Origin of the sequence: Nonomuraea sp. H19 (assembly GCF_052068215.1) — a bacterium.
Classification (GTDB): domain Bacteria; phylum Actinomycetota; class Actinomycetes; order Streptosporangiales; family Streptosporangiaceae; genus Nonomuraea.
The window spans coordinates 1-24633 of record NZ_JBQHCV010000056.1 but is presented as its reverse complement, the minus strand read 5'-3'; the positions used below and the strand labels follow the sequence as shown (position 1 = coordinate 24633).

21 protein-coding genes and 1 pseudogene are annotated in these 24633 nt (G+C 68.0%); 8 read left to right on the top strand and 14 right to left on the bottom strand.

What is annotated here, in order from left to right; all coding sequences use genetic code 11:
* Positions 1–24: 24 nt before the first annotated feature.
* The 7 genes from ACTMTI_RS54060 to ACTMTI_RS54030 form a co-directional block, all read right to left on the bottom strand.
* Positions 25–1278, bottom strand: a complete 1254-nt coding sequence (locus ACTMTI_RS54060; RefSeq protein WP_441128897.1) for a mandelate racemase/muconate lactonizing enzyme family protein — start codon at positions 1276–1278, stop codon at positions 25–27.
* A 105-nt stretch (positions 1279–1383) separates the two neighbouring features.
* Positions 1384–2424 (bottom strand): alcohol dehydrogenase catalytic domain-containing protein, encoded by a 1041-nt coding sequence (locus ACTMTI_RS54055; protein WP_441128896.1) that lies wholly within the window; start codon positions 2422–2424, stop codon positions 1384–1386.
* 288 nt (positions 2425–2712) lie between these two features.
* A complete protein-coding gene (locus tag ACTMTI_RS54050; protein ID WP_441128895.1) occupies positions 2713–3411 on the bottom strand; it encodes an RraA family protein in 699 nt (232 codons plus the stop codon).
* On the bottom strand, positions 3408–4493 hold the full coding sequence (locus ACTMTI_RS54045) for an ABC transporter permease (protein WP_441128894.1): 1086 nt from the start codon (positions 4491–4493) through the stop codon (positions 3408–3410). Before ACTMTI_RS54045 ends, ACTMTI_RS54050 begins: the two co-directional genes overlap by 4 nt.
* Positions 4490–6016, bottom strand: coding sequence for a sugar ABC transporter ATP-binding protein (locus tag ACTMTI_RS54040; protein ID WP_441128893.1), 1527 nt, complete (start codon positions 6014–6016; stop codon positions 4490–4492). Before ACTMTI_RS54040 ends, ACTMTI_RS54045 begins: the two co-directional genes overlap by 4 nt.
* Positions 6017–6050: 34 nt before the next feature.
* Positions 6051–7139 carry a sugar ABC transporter substrate-binding protein gene (locus ACTMTI_RS54035; RefSeq protein WP_441128892.1) on the bottom strand — a complete coding sequence of 363 codons (1089 nt, stop codon included), beginning with the start codon at positions 7137–7139 and terminating at the stop codon, positions 6051–6053.
* A gap of 113 nt (positions 7140–7252) precedes the next feature.
* Entirely contained in the window at positions 7253–8245 is a 993-nt protein-coding gene (locus ACTMTI_RS54030) for an ABC transporter permease (protein WP_441128891.1), read from the bottom strand.
* A 222-nt stretch (positions 8246–8467) separates the two neighbouring features.
* Here ACTMTI_RS54030 and ACTMTI_RS54025 point away from each other — a divergent pair, with 222 nt between their 5' ends.
* From ACTMTI_RS54025 to ACTMTI_RS54010, 4 genes are all read left to right on the top strand, one after another.
* Positions 8468–9172, top strand: a complete 705-nt coding sequence (locus ACTMTI_RS54025; protein WP_441128905.1) for a FadR/GntR family transcriptional regulator — start codon at positions 8468–8470, stop codon at positions 9170–9172.
* 273 nt (positions 9173–9445) lie between these two features.
* Complete coding sequence (locus ACTMTI_RS54020) at positions 9446–9637, top strand: hypothetical protein (RefSeq protein WP_441128890.1); 192 nt, start codon at positions 9446–9448, stop codon at positions 9635–9637.
* Positions 9638–9788: 151 nt separating this feature from the next.
* Positions 9789–9941, top strand: coding sequence for a response regulator (locus ACTMTI_RS54015; protein ID WP_441128889.1), 153 nt, complete (start codon positions 9789–9791; stop codon positions 9939–9941).
* Positions 9935–10198 carry a hypothetical protein gene (locus ACTMTI_RS54010; RefSeq protein ID WP_441128888.1) on the top strand — a complete coding sequence of 88 codons (264 nt, stop codon included), beginning with the start codon at positions 9935–9937 and terminating at the stop codon, positions 10196–10198. The genes ACTMTI_RS54015 and ACTMTI_RS54010 overlap by 7 nt, the downstream gene beginning before the upstream one ends.
* A gap of 495 nt (positions 10199–10693) precedes the next feature.
* On the opposite strand, the gene ACTMTI_RS54005 is transcribed toward ACTMTI_RS54010, so the two are convergent.
* The gene (locus ACTMTI_RS54005) at positions 10694–11542 is read right to left on the bottom strand and encodes a phytanoyl-CoA dioxygenase family protein (protein WP_441128887.1); all 849 of its coding nucleotides are present in this window, start codon (positions 11540–11542) and stop codon (positions 10694–10696) included.
* Positions 11543–11613: 71 nt separating this feature from the next.
* Between ACTMTI_RS54005 and ACTMTI_RS54000 the strand changes: the two genes are divergently transcribed.
* Positions 11614–12513 (top strand): helix-turn-helix domain-containing protein, encoded by a 900-nt coding sequence (locus ACTMTI_RS54000; protein ID WP_441128886.1) that lies wholly within the window; start codon positions 11614–11616, stop codon positions 12511–12513.
* 37 nt (positions 12514–12550) lie between these two features.
* Positions 12551–12919, top strand: a complete 369-nt coding sequence (locus tag ACTMTI_RS53995; protein WP_441128904.1) for a GNAT family N-acetyltransferase — start codon at positions 12551–12553, stop codon at positions 12917–12919.
* Positions 12920–13022: 103 nt separating this feature from the next.
* Here ACTMTI_RS53995 and ACTMTI_RS53990 read toward each other — a convergent pair whose 3' ends face one another.
* Both ACTMTI_RS53990 and ACTMTI_RS53985 read right to left on the bottom strand, forming a co-directional pair.
* Entirely contained in the window at positions 13023–13451 is a 429-nt protein-coding gene (locus ACTMTI_RS53990) for an MFS transporter (RefSeq protein WP_441128885.1), read from the bottom strand.
* A gap of 182 nt (positions 13452–13633) precedes the next feature.
* Positions 13634–13768 (bottom strand): hypothetical protein, encoded by a 135-nt coding sequence (locus ACTMTI_RS53985; protein WP_441128884.1) that lies wholly within the window; start codon positions 13766–13768, stop codon positions 13634–13636.
* Between the two features lie 348 nt (positions 13769–14116).
* Here ACTMTI_RS53985 and ACTMTI_RS53980 point away from each other — a divergent pair, with 348 nt between their 5' ends.
* Positions 14117–20185: a DNRLRE domain-containing protein gene (locus tag ACTMTI_RS53980; protein WP_441128883.1), complete on the top strand. Its 6069-nt coding sequence runs from the start codon at positions 14117–14119 to the stop codon at positions 20183–20185.
* A 755-nt stretch (positions 20186–20940) separates the two neighbouring features.
* Positions 20941–22164, top strand: a complete 1224-nt coding sequence (locus tag ACTMTI_RS53975) for a cytochrome P450 family protein (protein WP_441128882.1) — start codon at positions 20941–20943, stop codon at positions 22162–22164.
* Between the two features lie 34 nt (positions 22165–22198).
* Here the strand turns inward: ACTMTI_RS53975 and ACTMTI_RS53970 are convergent, their stop codons facing one another.
* The 4 genes and pseudogenes from ACTMTI_RS53970 to ACTMTI_RS53955 all read right to left on the bottom strand — a co-directional run bounded on the left by ACTMTI_RS53970 (position 22199) and on the right by ACTMTI_RS53955 (position 24046).
* Complete coding sequence (locus tag ACTMTI_RS53970; RefSeq protein WP_441128881.1) at positions 22199–22366, bottom strand: hypothetical protein; 168 nt, start codon at positions 22364–22366, stop codon at positions 22199–22201.
* Between the two features lie 87 nt (positions 22367–22453).
* Positions 22454–22972, bottom strand: a complete 519-nt coding sequence (locus ACTMTI_RS53965; RefSeq protein WP_441128880.1) for a hypothetical protein — start codon at positions 22970–22972, stop codon at positions 22454–22456.
* Between the two features lie 213 nt (positions 22973–23185).
* Positions 23186–23284 (bottom strand): annotated as a pseudogene (locus ACTMTI_RS53960) (histidine kinase); the annotation flags it as partial.
* A gap of 615 nt (positions 23285–23899) precedes the next feature.
* Complete coding sequence (locus ACTMTI_RS53955) at positions 23900–24046, bottom strand: hypothetical protein (RefSeq protein ID WP_441128879.1); 147 nt, start codon at positions 24044–24046, stop codon at positions 23900–23902.
* Positions 24047–24633 lie beyond the last annotated feature (587 nt).

The window sequence follows — 24633 nt, the reverse complement described above, 5'->3', positions numbered from 1 at the left end:
CAGGGGCTGCAGGAGTTGTGTCGTTTATGAGGGGTTTTCACCGAAGATTTTCTCGCCTGGTTTCGCCCATCGGCGCACAGCGTCGATATCGACCTCCACGCCGATACCGGGCCGGTCGGTCATCTCGATCGACCCGTCCACGATCAGCGGACCGGTCACGAGTTCATCGAAGAACGGCACGTCCTGGGCGTGGTACTCCAGGGCGAGGAAGTTGGGCCAGGTTGAGGAGACCTGCGCAGCGAACGCGGTGCCCACTGGGCCAGCGATGTTGTGTGGGGCGATCGACAGACCACGGTCGGCGGCAGCGGACGCGATGCGCCGTGCCTCGGAGGCACTACCGACCTTTCCCAAATCAGGAGTAACCACCGACAGGGACCCTGCCTGAATGAGGGGTTCGAAAGACCGATAACCGATCAGGTTCTCACCCCCGCCGATCGGCACCACGGACGTGCGGGCGAGCGCGATCAATCCGTCGACGTTCTCTGGCGGCAGGGGGTCCTCCAGCCACAAGACAGGTACGTGGGATACCGCGTCGGCCAACCGCACCGCGGATGCGTAGTCGTAGCGCCAGTGCAGATCGAAGGCGAGATCCACGTGGCTTCCGGCGCCATCCCGAATCGCGTCCACCATGTCGGTGGCGAGTGATTCCGCGCCCATCGGCATCGTGCGTGATCCTGGACGGGTGGGAACCAGGCCCGGCACGTCCAAGTCGAACTTCAGCGCATCGAAGCCCTTGGCCACCGCCTCGGCTGCGCGTCGCGACAAGAGCTCCAGATCGACGGGGTCGGTCTCCGCTCCCGGATCGAACAGGCTACGTCCGATGGCGCCGCTGGCGAGGGCGTGGTCGTGCGCCCAGGACGGCTTGCGGATGTCCAGGAGAGGCCCCAGGCTCATCAGGCCGGTGCCGCCGTGACAGTCGGCGTAGACGCGCACCCGGTCATGGAACCTGCCCCCCAGCATCCGCCATAGCGGTACCCCCATCTCGCGGGAGTTGAGGTCCCACAGGGCGCCGTCGATGCCGGAAAGCGCGTTGTGCACGATGCCGCCTACCGAGCCCGCGCCGGAGGCCGCAGCACGCAGGCGGGCGTTGATCGCCTCGATGTGGCGGGCGTCCTCGCCCACCATCAGCGCCCCTAGTTGCTCAATGATCATTGAGAGGCCGGGGGCGAAGAAGGACTCCCCCCAGCCGACCCCCCCATCCTCGTTTTCGATACGGATGATCGTCCAGTCGAAATTGGCTGCGACAACAGCGCTGGTGATCGATCGGATCTTCGACATGAAACTTCCTTCAGTTCAGGAGTGGGAACGGACCGGGGAAATGAATGCTTCCGCGTTCATCCACCGTCTCCCATCGGATCGTGCGGGCCAGGAAGGAGACGTCTGTCAGGCACCACCCGTTGTGGTGCCGTGTGCTTCACCCTTCAACGATGTCCGCGTGGTCATGGCGACGTCGACCAGGATTTTCACCTGGTCGGAGCTAGGATCGGCGAGAACGTTCAGGCCATGTGACACGCTGGCCTCCAGCGGGATGCGGCTGGTTATCATTACGTCCGCCACGATGTCACCGCTCGAGAGCAGCGCGACAGCGGGGGCGAGGTCGTGTTTGAGGAGGTGCCCCACCGCCGTGGCAATGGTGGCTTCCTTGAGTACTAGGTTGGCGACGTCGATCTCGCATGGGCTTTGTGGCAGCCCGGCCAGGACGATGCGCCCCCCGTTTCGTACGACGCGTACGGCGAATCCAGGGGTGGAGCGGCTACCGGCGCAGTCGAGGACAACATCGAATGTGTCACAACCGTCGATGTCGTCGGGAAGAGCAGTGTCGAGACCGAGAGTTCGAGCACGGGCGAGCCTGGCTGGTGCGATGTCCGTAACCGTGACCTGCGCGGCGGTCCGCGCACGAGTCACCTGGGCCGCAGCGAGGCCGATGCTGCCGGCCCCGATCACGAGCACCCGGTCGGAGGGACGGACTCTACCGTGACGGACTGTGCGGACCGCGACGGAGACGGGTTCCGCGAGGGCCAGGTGGTCCAGTGGTAGTCCCGGCGGGGCAGGGAGTGCCATGGTCTCGGGAACGGTGATCCAGGGCGCGAGTCCGCCTTGGGCGGAGAAGCCGAGGTGGCCGAGGGTGCGGCAGATGTTCGGCCGCGTGCTGCGGCACGCAGGGCAGTGGCCGCAGGGAAGCAGCGCGTTCAGGGCCACGTGCGTGCCGGGTGCTAGAGTGCGAGACCCGGACTCCACAACGCCCGAGATCTCGTGGCCGAGCACGACGGGCGCCTGCTGCCCGGTGACGGGATGCGGGACGGTCGGGATGACAAAGGGCCCCGCCAGGTATTCATGCAGGTCCGATCCGCACAGCCCGCACCACGCGACTGCGACGCGAATCTCGCCGGGGCCGGGGGGCAGGGCTTCGGGTACCTGCTGCACGCGGACGTCCTCGCGCCCGTGCCATACCACGGCCCTCACTGCGGGTTCCCCGTCCTCGCAGGTGTTCCTTTGCAGAGCTGCCGACGCTCGCAGCGGCTGACGCCTCGACGAACGGTCCCGCCCAGACTGTCGGACGCAACGGCGCGCAAGGTGCCGGAACGTAGCAAGAACTCGCTGGTTGGCAAGGTCGGAAACCCGGATGTTGGGTTGCTTGCCTCCCGTACGCGCTGTGTCATCGCGTGGGGGAGATCGCGCAGGTGCGCGGTCCGCTCGGATCCCTCGGACATCTCAGAGCACCCCGTAGGTAGCGAACGCGTCGGTGGAGGTCATGCCGTCCTCGATGGCCTTGCGGACGACGCTTTCGGTCATCGCCTTCTGCAGAGCACGTTCGAGTACTTCGCCCTCGATCTCATGAGGTACCACGACGACGCCGTCACGGTCGCCGATGATGAGATCACCGGGTGTCACGAAAACCTGCCCGACCTGGATAGGGACGCGGTAGTCGATAACTGCGGCCCGTACACCGGCGTCCTGCGCATAGGCGCCGCGACTGAACACCGGCCATTCTTGTGCGAGCACCTTGGAGGTGTCACGGTGGTAGGCGTCGACGACAGCGCCGGCGGCGCCCCGCGTACGGGCTGTCGTGGTGAGGATCTCTCCCCACGCGGCGCACTGGGCTTGGCCGGTCGCGACCAGGAACACCTCCTGCGGCTGCAGCTGGTCGAGGGCCTCAGTCAGTCTGCCGAACGGTTTGCGCTGCACCCCGTGCACGTCACCGATCGCCACAGGCATCGCGCGGCCGACGACGATCATCGAGGGTTCGAGAGGGTGAATCTGCGGTGGGAGGAACTGCCGGTAACGCCCAACCTGGTCCAATATGTCGCCGACAACCGGCGTGTACAGGTAGCGGCGTACAAGGGCAAAGCGCGAGGGGTCGTCGGACGGAAGCGTCAAGGCGACTTCGCGGTGCTGCTCGGGAGCTGTCACTGAGAATCCTCCGTGGGAGTGCTGGTGGATGACGGACGGGAACGGATGCGCCGGACACCGCTGGGCCGCAGAGCCGACAATTGGCTTGTGTGCCGGCGGCGGGTGACGTCGGCGGCGATGGCGGCGACGATGATCGCGCCAACGGCCAGGCTCTGCCAGTTGATGGGCACCCCGAGGGTCACCAGGCCCAGCTTGAGGGTCTCCAGGACCGCGAGGCCGATGACGGTTCCCAGGACGGTACCGGCACCGCCCAGGATGCTGGTTCCGCCAATGATCGCCGCGGCTACCGCTTCGAGTTCGACGCCGCTGGCGCCTGTGGTGGACAGGGCGGTGGACTGCGCAGCGGCCTGCAGCAGGCCGGCGAGGCCGGCGAGCAGCCCTGTGAAGACAAAGGCGCTGATCTTCACCCGGCGTACACGAATGCCGGCTAGGCGCGCTACCGCTGGGTCGCCGCCTGTGGCGTATACCGCCCGGCCCGCCGCGGTGCGGACAAGGAAGACTCCAGTGGCGGCGGCCAAAGCGAGGAACACCAGAAGCATCACCGAGAACCCGAACGGGTTCATCAACCGCAGGGCCCCGAGATCTACCAGGGGCTGTGGGATGGCAACGGACTCGCCTCGGGTGATAAACAGTCCGATGGCGGAGGCGATGCTGGCCATGCCAAAGGTACTAATGAACGAAGGGACGCCGAATACAGCCGTCACCACACCGTTGACGGCGCCAGCCGTTGCACCGACCAGGAGCGCGACGAGTACGCCGAGCGCGACGGGCCAGTGAGAGCTGGTCATCGCCTGGGCAGACACGACTGCGGCGAGTCCGGACACGGCTCCGACGGACAGGTCGAATTCGCCGGCCAGTAGCAGTACGGTCTCGCCCAGGGCGACGAAACCCAGGAAGGCCATGCTATTGGCCAGGTTCCCTAGACTGGGCGGCGTGAGGAAGGTGTCGCTGTGCAGACCGACTACCAGGAACAGCGCGGCGAGGGTGATCAACAGATGGGGCTGGGCATCTCGCAGTGTGCTTCGTGCCGCGTCGGTGAACCGCCGCCGGGGCGTTGCCGGGACGGTCAGGAGGCTACTCATGCGTGCTCCTCTTTCAGCAAGTCGTCTCCAGTGAGGATGGCGGCGGCCAGCGCCTCGTCCCCGGCATCAACGTCGAAGCCTCGCATGACCGCTCCGTGACTGAGGACCAGCACGCGGTCGCACAACCCGATGAGCTCTGCCTCGTCCGAAAAGACAGCCACTACTGCGAGTCCTTGTGCCGTCCGGTCGCGCAGCAGCGAGTAGATGTCCCGTTTCGCGCCCACGTCGACGCCCTTCGTCGGTTCGTCGAGGAGCAAAACCTTTGGCTGCTGCTCCAGCGCGCGGGCGATGACCACCTTTTGCTGATTGCCACCGCTGAGTCGCAGTACGGAGCGCCGGGGGTCGGCGACCTTGATGCCGAAGGAGCCGATGGCGCGCCGGGCTCCCTCAGTTTCCCGGCGCCGACGGCGCAGCGGGCCACGCCGGTACTTGCCGGACCCGATGACGAGGTTCTCCGTGACCGAGAGATTGGCGAACAGAGCGTCGCGCTTGCGGTCCTCGGGCACCAGGCAGATACCTGCCTCGACTGAGGCCGCCTGCGACCCCGGGCGGACCTCTCGTCCAGCCACGCGGACCTGGCCACGCCAACGGGTCATACCGGCGAGCGCTTCCAACAGTTCGGTGCGGCCGGAGCCAAGCGGCCCGGCGATCCCGAGCACCTCGCCAGCGCGTACGGAGAACGAGATGCCCGTGAGTTCCCGGCGCCCACGCGCCTGGTCGCCCGCTACCCTAAGCTGGGACACGTCCAGCACGACCGAGTCTTGTGGCGGGGCGATTGGCCGGGGATAGAGCGCGTCGAGACGCCGGCCGACCATGTGCTGGATGATCGCTTGCGGGTCGAAGCGCTCGCGGTCGCAGAAGTCGACCAGCCGGCCGTCGCGCAAGACCGCGATGTGGTCGCACACCCGAAAGAGCTCATCGAGCTTGTGGCTGATCAGGATGACGGTGACCCCCGTGGCCCGCAACCTGGTGAGGAAGCCCAGCAGACGGTCGACCTCCGTGGCCGTAAGCGCAGTCGTGGGCTCATCTAGGATGAGCACTTTCGGCCGTGCGTAAAGCGTGCGCGCGATCATGAGCAGTTGCTTTTCGCTGGTGGTGCAAGTGGCGGCCGGTTGACGAACGTCCAGCCGGATGCCCAGTTCGCTGAGGAACGAAGCCGCGTCGCGACGCATGGCCCCAGGGTTCACCCACCCCTTGAGCGTCCCCAGCACGACGTTCTCCGCGACGGAGAGGGTATCGACGGTGCTGGTCTCCTGCGGGACGATGCCAAGCCCTTGGGCGATCGCGTCACCAGGCGACCCCAGCGTCAATTCCGTGCCGTCCACCCGCACGACCCCTGTATAGCTGCCGTGTGGGTGAACCCCGGCCAGGATCTTCATGAGCGTGGACTTGCCGGCCCCGTTCTGCCCGACCAACCCGACGATGCGTCCCTCACCTACCTCCAAGGAGACGTCGTGGAGGACCTTCACCTCGCCGAAGGACTTCGAGATTCTGTCGAGAGAGAGCATGGCGTTGCTTTCCAATCGGTCAGGGAAGGTGGGTGGGCGGGGCAACGGGTCAACCGATCTTCACCGCGCCCAGCAGGTTGTAATACGGGTCCAAACCGTCCTTGGTGATGATCGGTGCGGGCGGGGAATAGCGGTACTTCATGCCCTGGGTCTGCCCGCAGAGACGGTTGCCGAGGAGTACAGCGCCCTCGTAGTGCTCCTGATAGAGCGGCTGGGCGGCAACGCCGAGGATCTGACCGTTCTTGACGTTGTCCAGGTTTGCCTTCGCATAATCCATGCCGATGACCGACAACTTCTTGCCTGTGTCCTTCTGTGTGGTGGCCCAGGTGACCGGGGCGTTGCCATAGGTGCCGAACGCCGCCACGAGGTCGGGGTTGCCCTGCACGATCCCGGTCTCGGCGGCGATTGCCTTTTCCTGGTCCCCGCCCACCGCGACCGGTTTGAGAACCTTCAGGGCCGGAGCGAGTTCTTTCATCCTGGCGGTGAACGCCTCGGCGGCCTGGTTCTCGTTGAGTATCAGCGCCGTCTGTGTGACCGCGACACTGCCGGAGGTGACTCCCTTGGCCTTGAGGGCGGTAGCGATGCTCTGCGCGGCTGCGGCACCGTAGGCGGCGGGGTCCGGTGCCACGACGTTGAGCACGCCCGGCGCCCTGCCTTCCTCTATAGGCGAATGCGTCTGCACCACCGGAATACCCGCGGCCTTGGCTCGCTTGATCATCGGGTAGAAGGCGTCGCTGGTGGCGAATACGACGATCCCGTCGACGCCCTGCGCAATGGCCTGGTCACCCAACTGGACGGCTCCGGGCTCATCGAAGCCCTGCGGCGCCAGCCACTGGCCCTGCATTCTGAAGGCATCGAACCCATCGACCGCGCCTTGAGCCATGATCCGTAGAACGGGGTTCTCACGCAGGACGGAGATGTAGACGACCTTCTTTTCCGACAGGTCACAGCTCGGGGTCGGCATGTCGGAGTCCCAGCCGATCCCCGCGACCGGATTGCCGAGCGGCTTCTGCGCGCCCGTAACGGTGGGGGCGGCCGAGGAAACCGGTCCCGAGTCGTTGGCAGAACTCACGCATCCTGAGACGGTGAGAGTCAGGCCGAGGCTCGCTAGCACGCCGAGGCAGGCTTTTCTGTTCACTAGGACACCTTTCGTGCACGAGGCAAATGCGTTGTTCTGACGGGCGGATCGACCCGGGTCGAGTGAGGAAGACGTGGAGTGCGTGCGTACGGCGTGCGCCGGAGGGGAGCGAATCAGGGGTCGGTGCGTTTGCGGACCCGCTGTCGATCCAGCGCGATCGCGGTGATCAGGAAGACGCCGACGGCAAGGCCGCGCAGGCTGGTGTCGAACCCAACGACGACGAAACCAGTGGAGATCACCTGGAGGAACACCACACCTACCAGGGCCCCGTAAGCGTGGCCGCGGCCGCCGAACAGGCTGACACCCCCCACTACCGCCCCGGCGATCGCCTGCAATTCCCATCCCAGACCGACCGTGGGGTCTGCCGTGCCGACGCGCGCGATCGACAGGATGCCTGCCAGGGCCGAAAGGGTACCCAGGACGGCGAAGCACATGATTTTTGTCTGGCGTGGCCGAACAAGGTTTCGCTGCGCCGCAAAACGGTTCCCACCCGTGGCATAGACACGCAGGCCGATGTGGGTGTGATGGAGGACGAGCTCGGCCAGTACGACGACTGCGAGGAAGACGAACACGGCCGTCCCCAGCCCCCACGCCTCCGCACGTCCCGCAGCGAGAAAGCCGGACGGCAGGTCACTGATGGGGAACCCGCCGGAGACGACCTGCCCGAGACCTTGGGCAACGAAGAGCGTCCCCAGCGTCACCACAAGCGCCGGGACGCCCACCATGGTGACAACCAGCCCGTTGAGCAGGCCGAAGGCCCCACCGCAGGCTAGTCCCACTCCAACTGCGATCGGCCAGGGCAGGTGGTGCATGAGCTGACCAGCGACAATCGCACCCAGGCCCGCTACGGCACCGACCGACAGATCGAACTCACCGGCGATGAGCAGGAACGCCTGCCCGACCGCCACGATCCCGATGGTCGCCACCGCGCGAAGGACGGACTGCAAGGTATTGCCGCTGAGGAACTGGTCACTCAGCAGAGTGAAGACTGTGCACGCCACGAAAGTGGCGATTATGAGGCCGAACTCCGGCCCAGACAGGGCCTCGCGAAGGCGCGCCGCCTGGCTGCCTAGCGCGATCGGGCGCACCGTGGGTGTGTCCTGCATGAACCGCTCTCCTTCTGGTCCGACCAGATGGTGGCAAATTAGGCTAGATTATTGATAGATGTCAACGATGTTTCATGAATTTGTCCGATTCTCTGGTCGGACCAGGAGCGCTATATGATCAAGCGCTGCCGCCGTGGGCTCACCTCTGTGCCACACTGCTAGGCAGGTCCGAGAGATCCACTCCGGACCAGCGGCCGAGATCGGGAGGGCTCAGTGCCGGACATGCACGGAGTCGCGGAAGAGGCTGCCTACCGCCTCCGACGGCTCATCTTCGAGCGCCGGATGGTTCCTGGTGACAAGCTGCCCTCAGAGCGTGAACTGACCGAGATGCTTTCGGTCAGTAGAAGTTCGGTACGGTCAGCTATCAAGGACCTCGAGGCACAGGGTTTGGTGAGGGTCAGCGCCCGGCGCGGGGCATTCATCACGGCGCGGTCCAGCGAGTCAATGGCCGCATCGATCCGCGGCTGGTTCGAGACTAACCGCTTGCCGCTTCCACAACTCGTCCAGTTCCGGCGGGCGATCGAACCTGCCGCCGCGTCGTCAGCCGCGGTCCATCGGACTGAGATACAGCTCGCGCGGATGCGCGAATTGCTCGGCGAGATGAACGAGGCCATCATCCACAGGAATGCCGCGGCATTCACGGACGCCGACGCCAGGTTCCACGAAGCCATCGCCGCGTCAAGCGGGAACCTGCTGTTCGAGGTACTGCTCCAGGCCCTCGAGCAGCCCCTGCGCATGTTCCGCGAGTCCGTGTCCCGGCTGGGACGACCGCTGCTCACGCGGTCCTACAACGACCATCTCGCCATCTACGAGGCGATCAATGGCGGCGACGAAGGCGCAGCGGCCGAGGCCATGCTGCGACACATCGTCCAGACGAATGTGGACTTCGACATCATCGCCCGAGATGAGCCCACCGGCGGCCACTAAGAAGCCCTGAGCTTATCGTTTAACGTGCGCCACGAGCCGGAACCATGCCCGCGCATTCAGGGTCGCCAAGTGAGATGTGTCCCGTGGACAGGATCAAGCAGTTGCTCAACCATGTCACCGACCCCGGTGACACCACGTCCGCCCATCAGGCGGCCGGCGGCACGCCCCCGCCGCAAAGGGCAAGCGACGACACTCCGCCGTCTCCCCAGCTGAGTGATATCCTGGCCGATCTTCCAAGGCGGATCCTGCTCGCGGAGTGGCACGTCGTCGCAGGTGCCGTTCGACTTCGAGTGCTTTTACAACGACCCCCGCTGGTCCGCCGAGGCCACCCAGTTCGAGCAGTGCCTGGGCGCCTACTACTTCAACGACCCGCAGGCTACAGACGCCGCCCGCGCCGAGCCGTGCGCGGGCGGTCACGGCATCACTGGCATGCGCGAGCGGACGGCCTCCTGGGAGGCGAGCTGACCACCACCAGGTCTCCGGCGTCCGGGACCACCGTGACTGCCCGGCTGCCCCTGACCCGGGGCCCCGCACATGATCAGAATCGTCATCGCCGAGGACGAGTCGCTGCTGCGCTCGGGCCGGCGCGCTGGCCGAACACGACGACGGCATCACCGTGGTGGCCGAGGCCGGCGCGGTCGACACGGTATGCGAACACCGGCCCGACATCGTGCTCATGGATATCCGCATGCCCGTGCTCAACGGCATCGCCGCCACCGACCGCATCGTCGACGCCCCGACCTTGCGGGCGTCCGGATCATCGTGCTGACCACGTTCGACAAGGACGAAAACGTCTTCGACGCGATCCGGTCGGCCGCCTCCGGATACCTCCTCAAGGACATCGCGCCCGAGGACCTGCGCCACGCCATCTGCGTCGTGGCCGACGGCCAGTCGCTGCTCGCGCCGTCGATCACCGGGAAGGTCATGCACGCCGCGGCCTCGGTGCAGACGCGAGCGAGGCCGGAACTCGTCGAAGGCCTGTCCGGCCGCGGACACCAGATCCTGGCGGCGATCGGTACGGCCTGAACAACCAGGAGATCGCCGCCGAGCTGTTCATCAGCCCAACACCTCCCTCACCTACGTCAGTAAGCTGCTCACCAAGCTCCTCGCCCGCGACCGCACCCGACTGGCCGTCATCGCCCTCCGGAGCGGCCTGGCTGGGCACAAGTGAAGCACAGCGCGTGTCCGCCAACATCGTGGAGGACACGCCCGAACCCCCGCAGATGTGTTGGTTGATGGCCAGCACATCTGCGGGGAGCGGGCGGCCGCCTGCCTCGGATCAACCCGGAGAACCTTCATGCCTGGTTCCCGCCCGAGATGTGAGCCGTCCTGATCGGTCATCCGAGAAAGGCGGTCCGGATTTGAGCGACATCGGAACGGCCAGTGACAGTGGCGTTGGAGACTCACTGGGTTACCAGCCACTATGCGTTGGCTGGCCCGATGGTGGGTCAGGCGCTGGGCTCGCCGGTCGGCTCGATCTTGATCTGCCAGTATGCCGAGGGCCTGGCGATCTGAGCGTGCTCAAGGGGCTGGTGGCCACAAGCGGGGGCACACGACGGGGTGGGCGTAGTCCGGGGTGCCGTCAGGCAGGGAGGCGACCAGACGGTCGTTGTTGTGGGTGGCGGTGCTGCCGTCGGCGTCGTGGGCGGTGATGTGGTGGTTGTCTCCGGGTTGCAGGTGGATGGCGATCGACCGGCGCGGCTGGCCGCTGTGGTTGGGGCCGCTGCCGTGAACGGTCTTGCAGTGATGGAAGCTGACCTGGCCGCGGGCGAGCGTGGCGGTAACGAGGTTTAGGTCGTGCTCGGCGGCGTAGCGGTCGATCGTGGTCAGGTCCTGGTCGAAGAAACTGAGATCGGCCTGCTCGTCCCAGCGGTGGCTGCCCGCCGCGAACATGACGGGCCCATGGGCCTCGGTGATGTCGTGGAACGGCACCCACGCGGTCAGCATCTCCTGGCTGGAGCAGCTCCGCCAGTAGTGCCGGTCGGTGTGCCAGCCGACGTTGCCCTGCCGATGGGTACCGCTTGGCTTGTACAGCAGTTGATCGTGCCACAGCCGGATCTCCTCCGCCCCGGCGAGGCGGGCGGCGCATTCGGCGATGACGGACTGGCTGACCAGGAGCGCCAGTTCCTCGACCCGCAGCGAGGCGTAGTCATTCTTGCGCAGTACGTCGCCGTCGGCGGGACGCCACCCCCAGAGGCTCCTGTCCGGGTCGCCTGGCATCTCACGGTCGACGTCGCCGGCATGGTGGCGACGCATGCCGTGTCCGGCGGCGTCCAGCATCTCGTCGGTGAGGATCGGCGGGGAGATCCAGTAGCCGTTCTCCCGGTAGAAGGCCACGTCGTCGTCGGTCGGCAGCTGATTGTTCGTCATAGCCGGAACGCTAGGAGAAGCAGCCCTGCTCCAGCGTGCAGGTGAGTCGGGCACATGTACATAATTCTCGGGTGTCCATCGACCGCCCCACGGGACTCAGCGCCGGGTTTCATGCGCACTTGCGGCAGGCCGGTGTTCCCGGGCTCCTTCATGCTGGTGATCAACACGCCCCCACCAGCTGGGTGATCCGCCCCCATGTCCACGACGTCTGGGAGCTGTACCTGCAACTGGCCGGGCCACCGACCCGATGGACCGTGGGGGACCACACCTTGCACGTTCCCTCACGCGGCATGCTGGCGGTGCCTCCAGGCGTGCCGCACGCGATGGCGGCCTCCAGCACGGCGCCGTACCACTTCTGCTTCGTCGCGCTCGCACCCGAGGACCTCGTGCCGCCGGGCGATCTGCACCCTTTATGGCAGCAACGGCAACCGTTTGTGATCGCGGATGCCGGATCGATGGTCACGCCGTTCGAGCTGTTCTTGCGGGAGGTCACCACGTACCAGCCGCTGCGTACAGCTGGGTTGACCCACGCCGCCGCCCTGCTCGTGATCGAAGCCTCCCGGCTGGCCGACGGCCGACGGCCAGGCCGGCATCTGGCCATGCATCCGGCCATCGCAATCGCCAAGCGGCTCATCGAGAACCGGCTGGCCGAGGGCCTCACGGTCGATGACCTGGCCGCCGCCGTGCACCTGTCGCCTGCGCACTTCGCCGCACTGTTCCGCACCGAGATCGGTGAGACCCCTGGCCGGTATCGCGCACGCCTGCGCATGGAACGCGCCCGGCTGCTGCTCAGGGAGACCGACCTGCCGATCACCATGATCGCGACCGACCTGGGCTACTCCTCATCGCAGCACTTCGCCACCGCCTTCCGCCACGAAGCCGGGACCACGCCATCCCGGTACCGATCGTCCGTCACTCTCCCTGCCGAACCTGTGGCTCAGCGCTTATCGAGAAATCTCGTTGAGATATGACCACGACCCCAGCTTCGGTTGCCCGGATCACAGGTCTGTGTGCGAGCGGTGGCATGAGGATCGCAGAGATCGACGGTGCCGTGGTCGGCGCCGTGTCGTTGGGCGATGCTCCTCACTTTGTCCCTCCAGCCAGCGAACCGGAGATCTTCCTCGACCCCTCGTCGTCGACCGGTGCCATGCCGAGCAAGGGGTCGGGCGCATCTTGTTGGAACGCGCCTATGCCGAGGCCATTGAGCGTGGAATCGGCCCGATCAGGCTGGACTGCTGGGCGGGCGGAGACCAGCGGCTGATCCGGTATTACGAGCGAGCGGGTTTCGTTCGGACCGAGCGTTTCTTTCTCCCGAAGGTGCTCAACGGCTGGGAGGGCCAGGTCCTCGTTAGGCGCGTCCAGACGGGCTTGATCTGACGCGAAATCATCAACAGAAGGGCCCCGTCGTGATCAACTGGCCAGGATGGAGGGATGAGGAGACCGCACGCCCGCTGGCCACTTCTCGTGGCGGCACTGGTCGTCATCGCCCTGGTTGCGGTGCCGGCAGCAGCCGGAGCGCCGCGAGCAGGATGGCGGCGGCCAAGAACACCGGGGCGAAGAACACCCAGCGCCAGCCGAGTTCGGTCAGCAGGCCGCCGATGATGAGGCCCAGTGAGAAGCCGCCGGCGCCGACGCCAGCGAAGACCAGCAGGGCCTTGTCGCGCTGCGATCCCTCCGGATACGAGGTCGTGATGATCGACATGGCGGCGGGGGTCATGAAGGCCGCCGCCACGCCGGTGACGAACCGGGCCACGACCAGCATCCACCCGTCGGTCGCGAAGCCGCCCAGCATGGAGAAGAGCAGGAAGACGCCCAGCCAGGTGAGGAACATCCGCCGCCTGCCCAGCAGATCGGCGGCGCGGCCGCCGAGCAGGGTGAAACCGGCGTAGCCGAGAACGTAGCCGCTCATCACCCACGCCGCGGCAGGCCGAGGTCGGCGCGGATGGTCACGAGTGCATGGCCGCTACCGCCGGCTGCTGCATGATCTACCCGCTGCGGGCCGCCCGGTCCTGATCGCGCTCACGGTCCGCCGCCTAACCGGCCGGAATCCGGCGTGCCCGGTCCGGACGTTCGCCGAACCGGTACCCAGTCTCACCCCCGGCGCAGTTGCCGCGCGCCGATGCCACGAACAACCCCAGGGGCGCGCACGCGCACGGCCCTGATCGGCTCGCCGGTGTGCTCCGACAGCACCCGGCGAAAGCCGTCCACATCAGGCAGTTCCGGCATGAGGAATCCCCTGCCCACTCAGCCCTTCCTCATCCCTGAGCAGCGCTTTCCGGTCCGCAAACGGTGAAGCAGGTCCAGTACCTCGCCTCGTACAGGTGGTGCATGTGGGAGCACCGACCGCAGAGCCCTCGCCTTCGCGGTCCGCCGCACCGGTCAACATTTGCCAGCAAATACCGGTCATTGTGGGTATTTCAAGGACGAAGTGTACGAAGGGTGATCTTTGGGAGAACGATGAGTTCGCCCACTTACCGGTGACGATCCACGTTCCTATGCTGACGCCGCGCAGCATCATCGCGCATCCCCCCGAGCACGTGATCGGAGATCAGAGTGGCGTTAGGTCGTACCCCCGTGGGCCGGTTCGAACCGGCCCTCCGGCGGATCGCGGCAGTGCTGTCAGTGGTCATGGTGGCCACCCTCGTGGACACCTGGCAGGCACACGCGCAACCCGCTCCCACCCCCCAGAACACCCCGCAACCAATCGCCGCGGCACCGAATCCCCCGGCCGCGCGCAGCGCAGCGGACGAGGCTTCGGCCAGGCTGACGGCGCGTCTGACCAAGCAGCGCGTCGAGATCGAGGCAGCGCGTACGGAGACGTCGTCGACCTACGCCAACCCTGACGGCAGCCTCACCGTGGAAACGTTTACCGGTCCGATCAGATACCGCGACGGCGACACCTGGAAGCCGGTCGACATCTCCCTGACGGCCATGACGGACGGCACGGTCACCGCCCGGTCCCACCGCCGTGGCCTGCGGATCGGCGGCGCCGGCACAGCTCGCGGCTCCCGTACCCACACCGAGCTGATCGCCCTCGGTACGGGCGAGGAGCACATCTCGCTGCAGTGGCCGGGCCGGCTCCCGCAGCCTCAGGTGGCCGGGGAGACCGTCACCTATCCGGCGGTGCTGCCCGGTGCCGACCTGGTGGTCGCCGCGACGCGCACGGGAGCCGAGCAGTTCCTCGTGCTCAAGGAGCGCCCCACGGCTCCCCTGTCCTACCGCCTCAGACTCCAGGCGCCGGGACTCGAAGCCCGGCGGACCGACGGGGGAGGCGTCGAACTCGTCGACAAGAAGAACAAGATCGTCGCCACCGTGCCCGCCCCCACGATGTGGGACGCGCTGACGCACCCGCAGTCAGGGGAGCACACGCATCGCGGCAAGGTGGACATGACGATCGACGGCAAGGACCTCGTCGTCACCCCCGACGCCGCCTTCCTCGCCGACCCCGCCACCACCTACCCCGTGACGGTCGACCCGGCGGTCAACCTCGGTCAGGCCTTCGACACCTTCGTGCAGGAGGGCTACGGCACCGACCAGTCCGGCGCCACCGAGCTCAAGATCGGCAACAACGGCAGCGGACAGCGGGCCCGCTCCTTCATCACCTGGAAGACCCCCGGTATCGCCGGTAAGAAGATCCTGTCGGCCACGCTGAACCTGTGGAACTTCCACTCCTGGTCGTGCAACGCCAGGACCTGGGAGGTCTGGTCGGCCGACCGGGCTTCGACCTCCTCCAGGTGGCCGGGCCCGACCATGAGCACCCGCTACGCCACCTCGACCCAGACGAAGGGGTACGGATCCGGGTGCGCCGACGGCTGGGTGAGCGCGAACATCACCTCACTCGCGCAGTACTGGGCGGACAACGGCTGGTCGGAGTCGGGCATGGGGCTGAAGGCCGCCGACGAGACCGACCCGTACGGCTGGAAGAGGTTCAACTCCGGCAACGCCGCCTCGAACGTGCCGTACATCGCGGTGACCTACAACTCCTACCCGTCCACCCCGGTGTCCACCTGGACGGCGCCGAACAGCAACTACACCGTCGGCACCACCACGACGCACTGGGTGAACACGACGACTCCGCAGCTCCGCGCCCATGTGGGCGACCCGGACGGCGGCAACGTGCGGGGTCTGTTCGACGTCTACGACGCAAGCACGCTGCTGATCGACAACGTCTACGGAGGGTACGTCGCCAGCGGCGGCTTCTCCTCGACGGCGAACCTGGCAGCGGGCAAGCTGGCCGACGGCAAGACCTACACGGTCAGGGCCTGGGGTAACGACGGGTCCCTGACCTCCAAGGCCTACCAGACCTACACCTTCGTCGTCGACACCACCAAACCCGCCGCTCCCGCCGTCGCGAGCACCTCGCACCCGGCCGACGGCGGCTGGTACGGCGACGCCGGCAAGGCGGCCACGTTCGCTGTCACGCCTGCCGGCCCGGACACCGGCTGGATCGCCTACAAGCTGGACGACGGAGCCGTCACCACGATGGCCACCACCGGCGCGGCCACGACGGTGACCGTCACCCCGGCCACGCCGGGCCCGCACACCTTCGCCGCGTACACCATCGACAAGGCAGGCAACGTCTCTCCCACCACGAGCCACGAGTTCAACGTGGGCGCGGGCGCGCTCTCCTCGCCGGCCGACGGAGAGCGCACCGCTCGGCGCGCGGAGCTGGGCGCGACCGGACGCGGCGAGTTCGACCGGGTGACGTTCCAGTGGCGCCGGGCCGACACCGACGCCTGGACCGACATCCCCACCGCCAACGTCGTCGGGGCGAACGGCCAGCCCATCGCCTCCTGGCCGGTGACCGCGACGGTCTCCGGCGGTTCCGCTCGCGTGTCCGGCCTCACCTGGAACGTCGTCGACCAGCTCGGCGGCGACGCTGCCGTGCAGGTGCGCGCGGTGTTCGCCAATGCCTCCGGCGGCTCGGCCACGACGCCCGCCGAGGACCTGGTCGCCGACCGGCAGGCCTCCGGCGCCGCGACCGAGAAGGCCGGCCCCGGCACGGTGAACCTGCTGACCGGAGACTTCCGCCTGGAGGCCACGGAGGCCTCCATGTTCGGCCTGTCGATCTCCAGGACCGCGTCCTCACGCGATCCCAAACTCGGTTCGCGCGTCACCGGCCAGACCTCGCCGTTCGGCCCCGAGTGGTCGGCCGGCGGCGTCTCGGAGGTGGCCGAGTCCGAGTACGCCTCGCTACGGGAGACCTCGGCCAGCTCCGTCGAGCTGACCTTGGTGGACGGCACGCCCATCCAGTTCACCAAGACGAGCTCCGGCTGGAAGCCGGAGGAGGGCGCCGAGGAGCTGACCCTGACGGGCGCCTACACGCTCAAGGACGCCGACGGCGTCGTCACCACCTTCAGCAAGCCGTCGGGCGCCACCGTGTACCTGCCGGCGAGCACGACTCCGCCGGGCGACAACAACGTCACCCGGTACGTCTACGAGACCGTGTCAGGGGTCACCCGGCTCAGGGCGATCATCGCCCCGACCTCCGCGGTGGCCGACCTCGCCACCGACTGCGCGCTGCCGGCTCCCAAGCCGGGCTGCCGCGTGCTGGAGCTGGTCTACGCCGGCGCCACGGCCGGCGGGGACTACGCGGGCCGCCTCAGCAAGGTCCTGTTCCACGACTCCCAGACGCCGGTGGCCGTCGCGCAGTACGCCTACGACGCCTCCGGACGCCTGATCGAGGCGTGGGACCCCAGGATCTCGCCGCCGCTCAAGACGGTCTACGGCTACGACGCCGCCGGCCGCGTCACATCGCTCACCCCGCCGGGCGAGAAGCCCTGGACGTTCGTGTACGGCAAGGCGGGCGACCCCTCCGACCCCAACGACGGGCGCCTGCTCGCGGTCTCCCGCCCGGCGCTGGTGCCGGGCACGGTCGACCAGGTCCAGGGCGAGTCCCGCACCTCGATCGTCTACGACGTCCCCCTGGACAAGGCCTCGGGCGGCCCCGCCGACCTGCGCCCGCAGCACACTGCCACCTGGGGGCAGAGCGACAACCCGACCGACGCCACCGCCGTGTTCCCCGCCGACCAGGTGCCGGCCGCGCACACCGGGGCACAGGCGTCCTGGACGCGGGCGTCGGTGACCTACCTCGACGCCAGTGGGCGCGAGGTCAACGATCTGACCCCGGGCGGCTACCTGTCGACGACCGAACACGACAAGTTCGGCAACACGGTGCGATCCCTCACCGCGGGCAACCGCGAGCTGGCGCTCGGCACCTCGGCGCGGCTCGCCGAACTCGGCATCTCCGGGCTCGGCACGGCGGAGCGCGCCGAGCTGCTGTCGACGCGATCGGTCTTCGACGAGGACGGCCAGCGCGAGCTGGAGGAGTACGGTCCGCTCCACCTCGTGACCGTGCAGGGCACGGTGGTGGCCGCCAGGTCGCACACCGTCAACACCTACGACGAGGGCAGACCCGCGGGCGCTCCCACCAAGGACCTGGTCACCAAGGTCGCCGTTGGCGCCAAGGTGCTGGGCAAGGAGAGCGAACCGGACGCCGACGTCAGGGTCACCACGACCGAGTACGACTGGCAGCTCGGCAAGGCGACCAAGACGGTCAAGGACGCGGGCGGCCTGGCCCTCGCCACCACCACCGCCTACGACACCGAAGGCCGGCCGACCAGGTCCACGCTGCCGAAGGGGAACGACGCGGCCACCCTCGTCACCACCTACTACACCGCCTCCGGCACGGCGCCATGCGGCGGCAAGCCGGAATGGGCCGGGCTGGTCTGCCGTACGGCACCCGCGGGCGCCATCGTCGGCGGCGGGTCCAACCCGACCGAGATGCCGGTCAAGGTGACCACCTACAACCGGTTCGGCGACCCCGCCACGGTGGCCGAGACGGCCAACGGCGTGACCCGCACCACTCACGTCACCTACGACGCGGGCGGCCGGCCGCTCACCAGCTGGATCTCCGGGGGGCTGGGGCAGGCGCTGCCCGCCTCCAACGTCTACTACTCACCCGACACCGGAAAGGTCCTGGAGAAACAGCGGATCGACGCCGCCGGCACGGTCATCGAGCGCATCGTGACGGCCTACGACCGGCTCGGCCGGACGATCTCCTACACCGACGCCGACGGCGGGGTCACCACCACCTCCTACGACCTGCTCGACCGGCGGGTCAAGGTGACCGACACCGCTCCTTCCACGACGACGTACGCCTACGACCACGCGAAGGAACCGCGCGGCCTGCCGGTCTCGCTCACCGACTCGGTGGCGGGCACGTTCACGGCGAGCTACGACGCCGACGGCGAGCTGGCCGGCGGCGACTTCCCCGGCGGGGTGCACCTGGCGGTCGTGGAGGACGAGATCGGCGCGGACGTCGGCCGCGTCTTCACCAAGGACGGCGTCGAGGGGCCGATCCTGGACGAACAGGTGCTGGAGTCGGTGCACGGGCAGTGGATCACCCACGCGCGCAGCGATTCCGGGGCCGACCGTGAGTACGGCTACGACAAGGCCGGGCGCCTGACCTCGGTCAAGGAGTCCGTCGCCGATCGCTGCACGCTGCGCAGGTATTCCGTCGACGACAACTCCAACCGGACCCGCCTCGCCGTGCAGGCGGCGGACCTGTCGTGCCCCGCCGCGGACGACGCAGCGGCCACGATCACGTCCTACGCCTACGACTCGGGCGACCGGCTGGTGGGCGACGGCATCGCGTACGACGCGCTGGGCCGCACCACCTCTCTGCCCGGCGGCCGGACGCTCGAGTATCACGTCAACGACCTGGTCCACCGGCAGAAGGTCGGCTCCAGCACGATGACCTGGGCACTCGACGCGGCCGACCGCATCCGGTCCTTCACCACCGACACGGGGTCGGGCCCCGCCACCACGGTGAACCACTACGGCTCGGACAGCGACTCTCCCGACTGGGTGAAGGAAGCCGCCGGCGAGATCACCAGGAACGTGTCGGGCATCGACGGCGACCTGGCCGCCGTCACCTCCGCGTCGGGGCCGGTTCGCCTGCAGCTCACGACGCTCCACGGGGACATCGGTACCGAGCTGGAGCTGGGCACCGGCGTGGCGACCGTCGTGGACGCCGACGAGTACGGCGTCTCCAGGTCGTCCGCCCGCCGCTACGGCTGGCTCGGCGGCAAGCAGCGGTCAGCCGAGACGCTCGACGGCGTCATGCTGATGGGCGTGCGGCTGTACGACCCGTCCCTGGGTCGCTTCCTGCAGCTCGACCCGGTCGAGGGAGGCAGCGCCAACGCCTACGAATACTGCATGGCCGATCCGGTCAACTGCACCGACCTCGACGGCAAGTGGGCGTTCCTGGTCCGCCTCGGCGTCCAGGCCTGCATCCGCTGGTGCGCGCGGGGAGGCAGGGCCGCCTGGGGCGCCGCGCGGAAGTACGGGCCGAGGGCCTGGCGCTGGGGCAGCCGGTGGGGCCGCCGAACCTACCGCGGCGCCTACCGGGTCGCACACTACGGCCGAACCTGGACCAGCCGCGGCGGCTACATCGGCGGCGCCTCGGGTCTCGGCTACTGCGGGTACCGGCGAGCGTGGCGCAGCTGCCCGCGCTACTTCGCCTACGGCGCGGGCTGGGGCGCCTTCGGAGGAGCGTCCTGGGGCACCTCCTATGGCCTCTACCGGGGAGCCCGTTACGGATACCGCGTCTACAAGAGATGGGGGCGCATTTTCCGCTGACGCTGTGATCAGGTGAACCGGGGCCCGGACCACTCCGGGCCCCGGTTCCGCCCGGAACCTTGGCCGGCGCCAGCCCGAAGGCGGGCGCCGGTGGGGGCCGGTTCACTACACCTCGCTCCTGTTGTTGTTGATCTCGTCGAGGACGCGGATGGCGTCGCTGTAGATGCCGGTGTTACCGAGGACGCGGCGAACGGCTTGACGAAGGCCTCCCGCTGCGGGGCCTGATAGGCCCCGCCGGTCCCGACGAAGACAACGGATCGGTCAGTGGCCGCCGGGCCGGTTCCGCCGCCGCACCCGGCGAGCAGTACGATGGCCGCCGAGAATGAGGTGGCGCATGGGATGATTTTGATCATGACTGTACGCCGTCGGGGCATGCGCATGAGAGGCGGCCGGCCCGCCTAAACCTGCCGTTTCACATGAACAGGCAGGCTGATGAGGTGAACATCAGATGGATTCACCGGGGATCCGGCGGACTGTTTTCACCAGAAAGTGCCAGCCGAATTTCGACTATCTCGAAATGAATCATCTATCCCGCCATCACCCCGTGCGGCGGGGGGCCCGCGCCTCGTCCGTCTCTCGCGCCATCACGCTCGTCGAGCAGGCCCTGCGCGGCGACACGTTGCCCCACCATGGGCAACGCCCGCCGGAACGCAAGGTAACCATCGCATTACCGATCACTCAACGGGCTTGCCGAAATCTCACGGTGGATATGTGATCAGAACCGGCCACTTACCACTTTCCGCTGAAGGCGCCACATGACAACGAACCTTCCCTCCTTCCCTGCCGTGGACGAGCCCCCGCTCGACACCTGCATCCGGTTACGCGACATCGCGCCCGTGGTGGAGGTGGAGTTCCCCGGCGGCGTGCCCGCCTACCTGGCACTGACCCACGAGGCCGTCCGGGAGATCCTCGCCGGGGACCACAAGACCTTCCTCCGCGACCCCCGGCACTGGCCCGCCCTGCACGACGGGTCGATCCCCGACGACTGGCCACTGCGGGCCGTCGTCCAGGGCGGTCACCTGTCCACCATGGACGGCGCCGACCACAGGCGGCTGCGTGGGCTGGTGGGCAGCGCGTTCACGCCCGCCCGGGTGCGGGCGATGGAGCCGCGGGTCCAGCAGATCATCGACGGCCTGCTGGACGACGTGGTGGCTGCCGGTGACGGCGTCGACCTGGTGCCAGCCTTCACCGAGGCGTTGCCCATGTGGGTGATCTGCGAGCTGTTCGGCGTGCCGGCCGATGACCGGCTCCGGCTGCGGCGCTGGACCGCCACGCTGCTGGCGCACACCACCCCTCCGGAGGTGGCATTCGCGACGCAGAACGAGCTCCAGGCGTTCCTGCGCGAGCTGGTGGAGCGCAAGCAGCGCGAGCCGAACGACGACCTCACCTCCGGCCTGGTGCAGGCCCGCGACGTGGGCGACAGGCTCACCACCGACGAACTGGTCGGTGTGCTGTGGCTGATGCTCGTCGCCGGTCACGAGACCACCGTCCACCTGCTCGGGCACGCCATCGTGGCGCTGGCCCAGCACCCCGGCCAGCTGGAGTTGGCCAAGGCGGAGGGCCGGTGGGCCGACGTGGTGGACGAGACCTTGCGCTACCGCCACTCGGTGATGATGACCAGTTGGCGTTTCGCGGCGGAGGACGTGACCGTCGCCGGGGTGAAGCTACCTAAGGGCGCGGCGGTGGGCGTGGCATACCAGGTCAGCGGCCTCGACCCGGAGGAGTACGGCGAAAGCGCCGACCGCTTCGACATCACCCGCCCGCGCAACACCGGACACCTCGGCTTCGGCCACGGCCCGCGCTACTGCATCGGGGCTCCGCTGGCCCGGCTGGAAGGCGAGCTGGCGCTCGCCTCGCTGTACGGGCGGCTGCCGGAGCTCTCCCTCGCGATCGACCCGGACGACATCCCCTACTCGCCGTCGTTCTTCACGGTCGGCCCACTGTCGCTGCCGGTCAACCTCAACACTCCCAAGCCCTGACACACCGCACACCCGGCCCGGACCCGGCGTGTCCTCACCTGGCGCGCCGGGCCACGAAGCCGATCACGCCGACGGCGAGCAGGCCGACCAGGACCAGGACCAGGACCAGGACCAGGATGTCGCGGGCCGTCAGCCCGCTGTCCTCGCCGGCGCTCCTCATCGGCGTGTTGAGCATGACGGTGCCCACGTAGCAGCTGGCCACCGAGTAGGACCGCGCAAGACCCGACGGTCAGCAGCCCGCCAGCGAGGAAGGTGCCCCGTACCTCGGCGAGCGGCAGGACCAGTGCCCCTATCGCGGCGCCCGCCGCAATGCCGGCGTTGTAGCCGCCGGAGTTCGCCGCCAGAGCGATGTCCGTGCGGCCCGGTGCGCAGTGCAGCATTGCGTTCTGAGTGGCCATGAACACCGGACCGCCGCCGCCACCTGATGAGCGCCGAACGCGTACAGGCCCAGCATGCCCACCGCCTGCGTGGCCACGGCGATGGCCAGGGCGGACTGCGGAAAGCGGTCCAGAAACGCTCCAGTGATGCTCACGCCGGCCAGACACGCGACACCGAAAATCGCGAACAGGACGCTGACCGTGCTCGGGGACAACCCGCCCACGTCGCCCAGGAAGGTCACGATGTAGGTGTATCCCGTGAACGCCCCGGTGGCGGACAAGGCTCCGGCCGCCAGCACCGTGCCGAACCGCCGCACGTCGGGACTGGTGGCGTAGGCGGCGGGCTCTTCTTCCGGGCGCGAAGTCGGCAGCAGGACGGCGATGGTGACCAGAGAGACAAGCCCCAGAGCGGCCAGCAGGGCGATGGGCACCTGCCAGTTGCTCTGCTAGCCCAGCCCAGGTGCCAGCGGGAACACCGAGCACGAGGGCGAGCGAACCGGCGACGGACAGTGCCCCGACCACACGCCCCGGACCTCGGGCGCGAACAGGCCCACCACGACTGGCCCCATCACGGCCCAGAACAGAGCCTGGGCGAGCGCGGTCAGCAGCCGCGCCCCGCGGAGCTGCCAGTAGGAGGTGGCCGGCGCGCCCGCGTACGTCGCCACCAGCGACAGCCGGTGACCCAGCACGTCGTGCATCTCCCTGGCGATGCGGTTGCGCTCCAGCATCCTGGCCTCGCGCACCAGCTCGGGTCGCCCGCAGGGTGGCCTGTAGCTCGGTCTCCAGCTCGGCGATGTGCCGTTTGGCGGCCGCTAACTCGGCTTTCTCGCCGCTGGTCAGGCCGGGCTCCAGCCCGCGGTCAATGCGGTCTGGCGCCGCCAGGTGTGGATCGTCTGGGAGCTGATGTTCAGGTCGCGGGCCAGCTCGGTGGCCGTGCGGCCTGTTCGAGCAGGGCCAGCACATTGCGCCGGAACTCCGCCGGGTAGTCCCGTCGTCCCATGCCACTTTCCTCTCATCAAGTGGCACAAGAATCCAGTAATCCGCCTCCACTTAACCCGGGGCACACCAACTTGACCTCTTGAGAGGATCGAGTCCATGCCAGGTAAGTCTCCCTACCTCGCCGAGCTGCGCCGTCGAGCGGTGCGGACGGTCGCCCAGGTGCGGCCCGATTACCCGACCGAGAGCATGTGGCATGTCCCTGGGAGATTGGGCCGATCGGCGACCGAGGACCTCAGCTCAGAGGCGGTGTCATCCGGCCGGCCTCTGGCTGAGACGTCCGGTCGGCGTGCCGCAGCGTGCTGCCGACCGGGCCGCCTCGTGTGCGAGCGAGTCCCCTCCAGAACACGGCACCACACCTGTCATGCATACCAGTAGTCGCCCGGTCGCGAAGAGCGAACGCCGGAACTCCGCGCCCCCTCTCCGGCCAGCCTCTCCGCTTCATCGTGCAGGGCCTCGATCAGGAGGAACTCCAGACGTACGTTCGCCAGCCCGATGAGAAATTTCACCCATTGCCTCCTCATCAACAGACGCCCCTATAGCCACACACGTTGACAGCGCTGCAGCCTCGTGCATACAGGTCACAGCGGAAACCTGGCCCAGAAGATCCTTCGAGGGGAGGCGTGACCGGGCACCGTCTAGTGGGCGGCGCCGTCGCCGCATCCGCATCGTCCGATCATGCGCTGGGCGGTCGGGGGTGCCGCCTGTGCTCGTTTCGGACGGTGGCTGCCACCTGGGCCGCCAATCTCGGCGGGGTGTGGACGGGGGCCGTAGGCCGGGGTGGCGCACTGCCGCATCCCTATGGGGTGTATCGTTTCAGGCGATTCCCCTACCCGCTTCGGGGGGTAGGTGCGGGCCCCGCCCTCGGGCGGGGCCTTTGCGTTTCACGGCACGCCCTGCCCTCGGATCCAGCGAGGAGGCCCGCTCAGGTGACTGCTTCACCCGGGGCTGGCGGCGGCGCTCGCCAGTTCCGGCGGAATCCATCCGTGCGCCGCTCTCCAGTTCCGTTCCGCGATCGGGGCACTTCCCCCTGGTTGGTGGACACGCTGATACTGGATCTTGCTTGATCCGGAGGAAGCGAGAAGACCGCCGATGG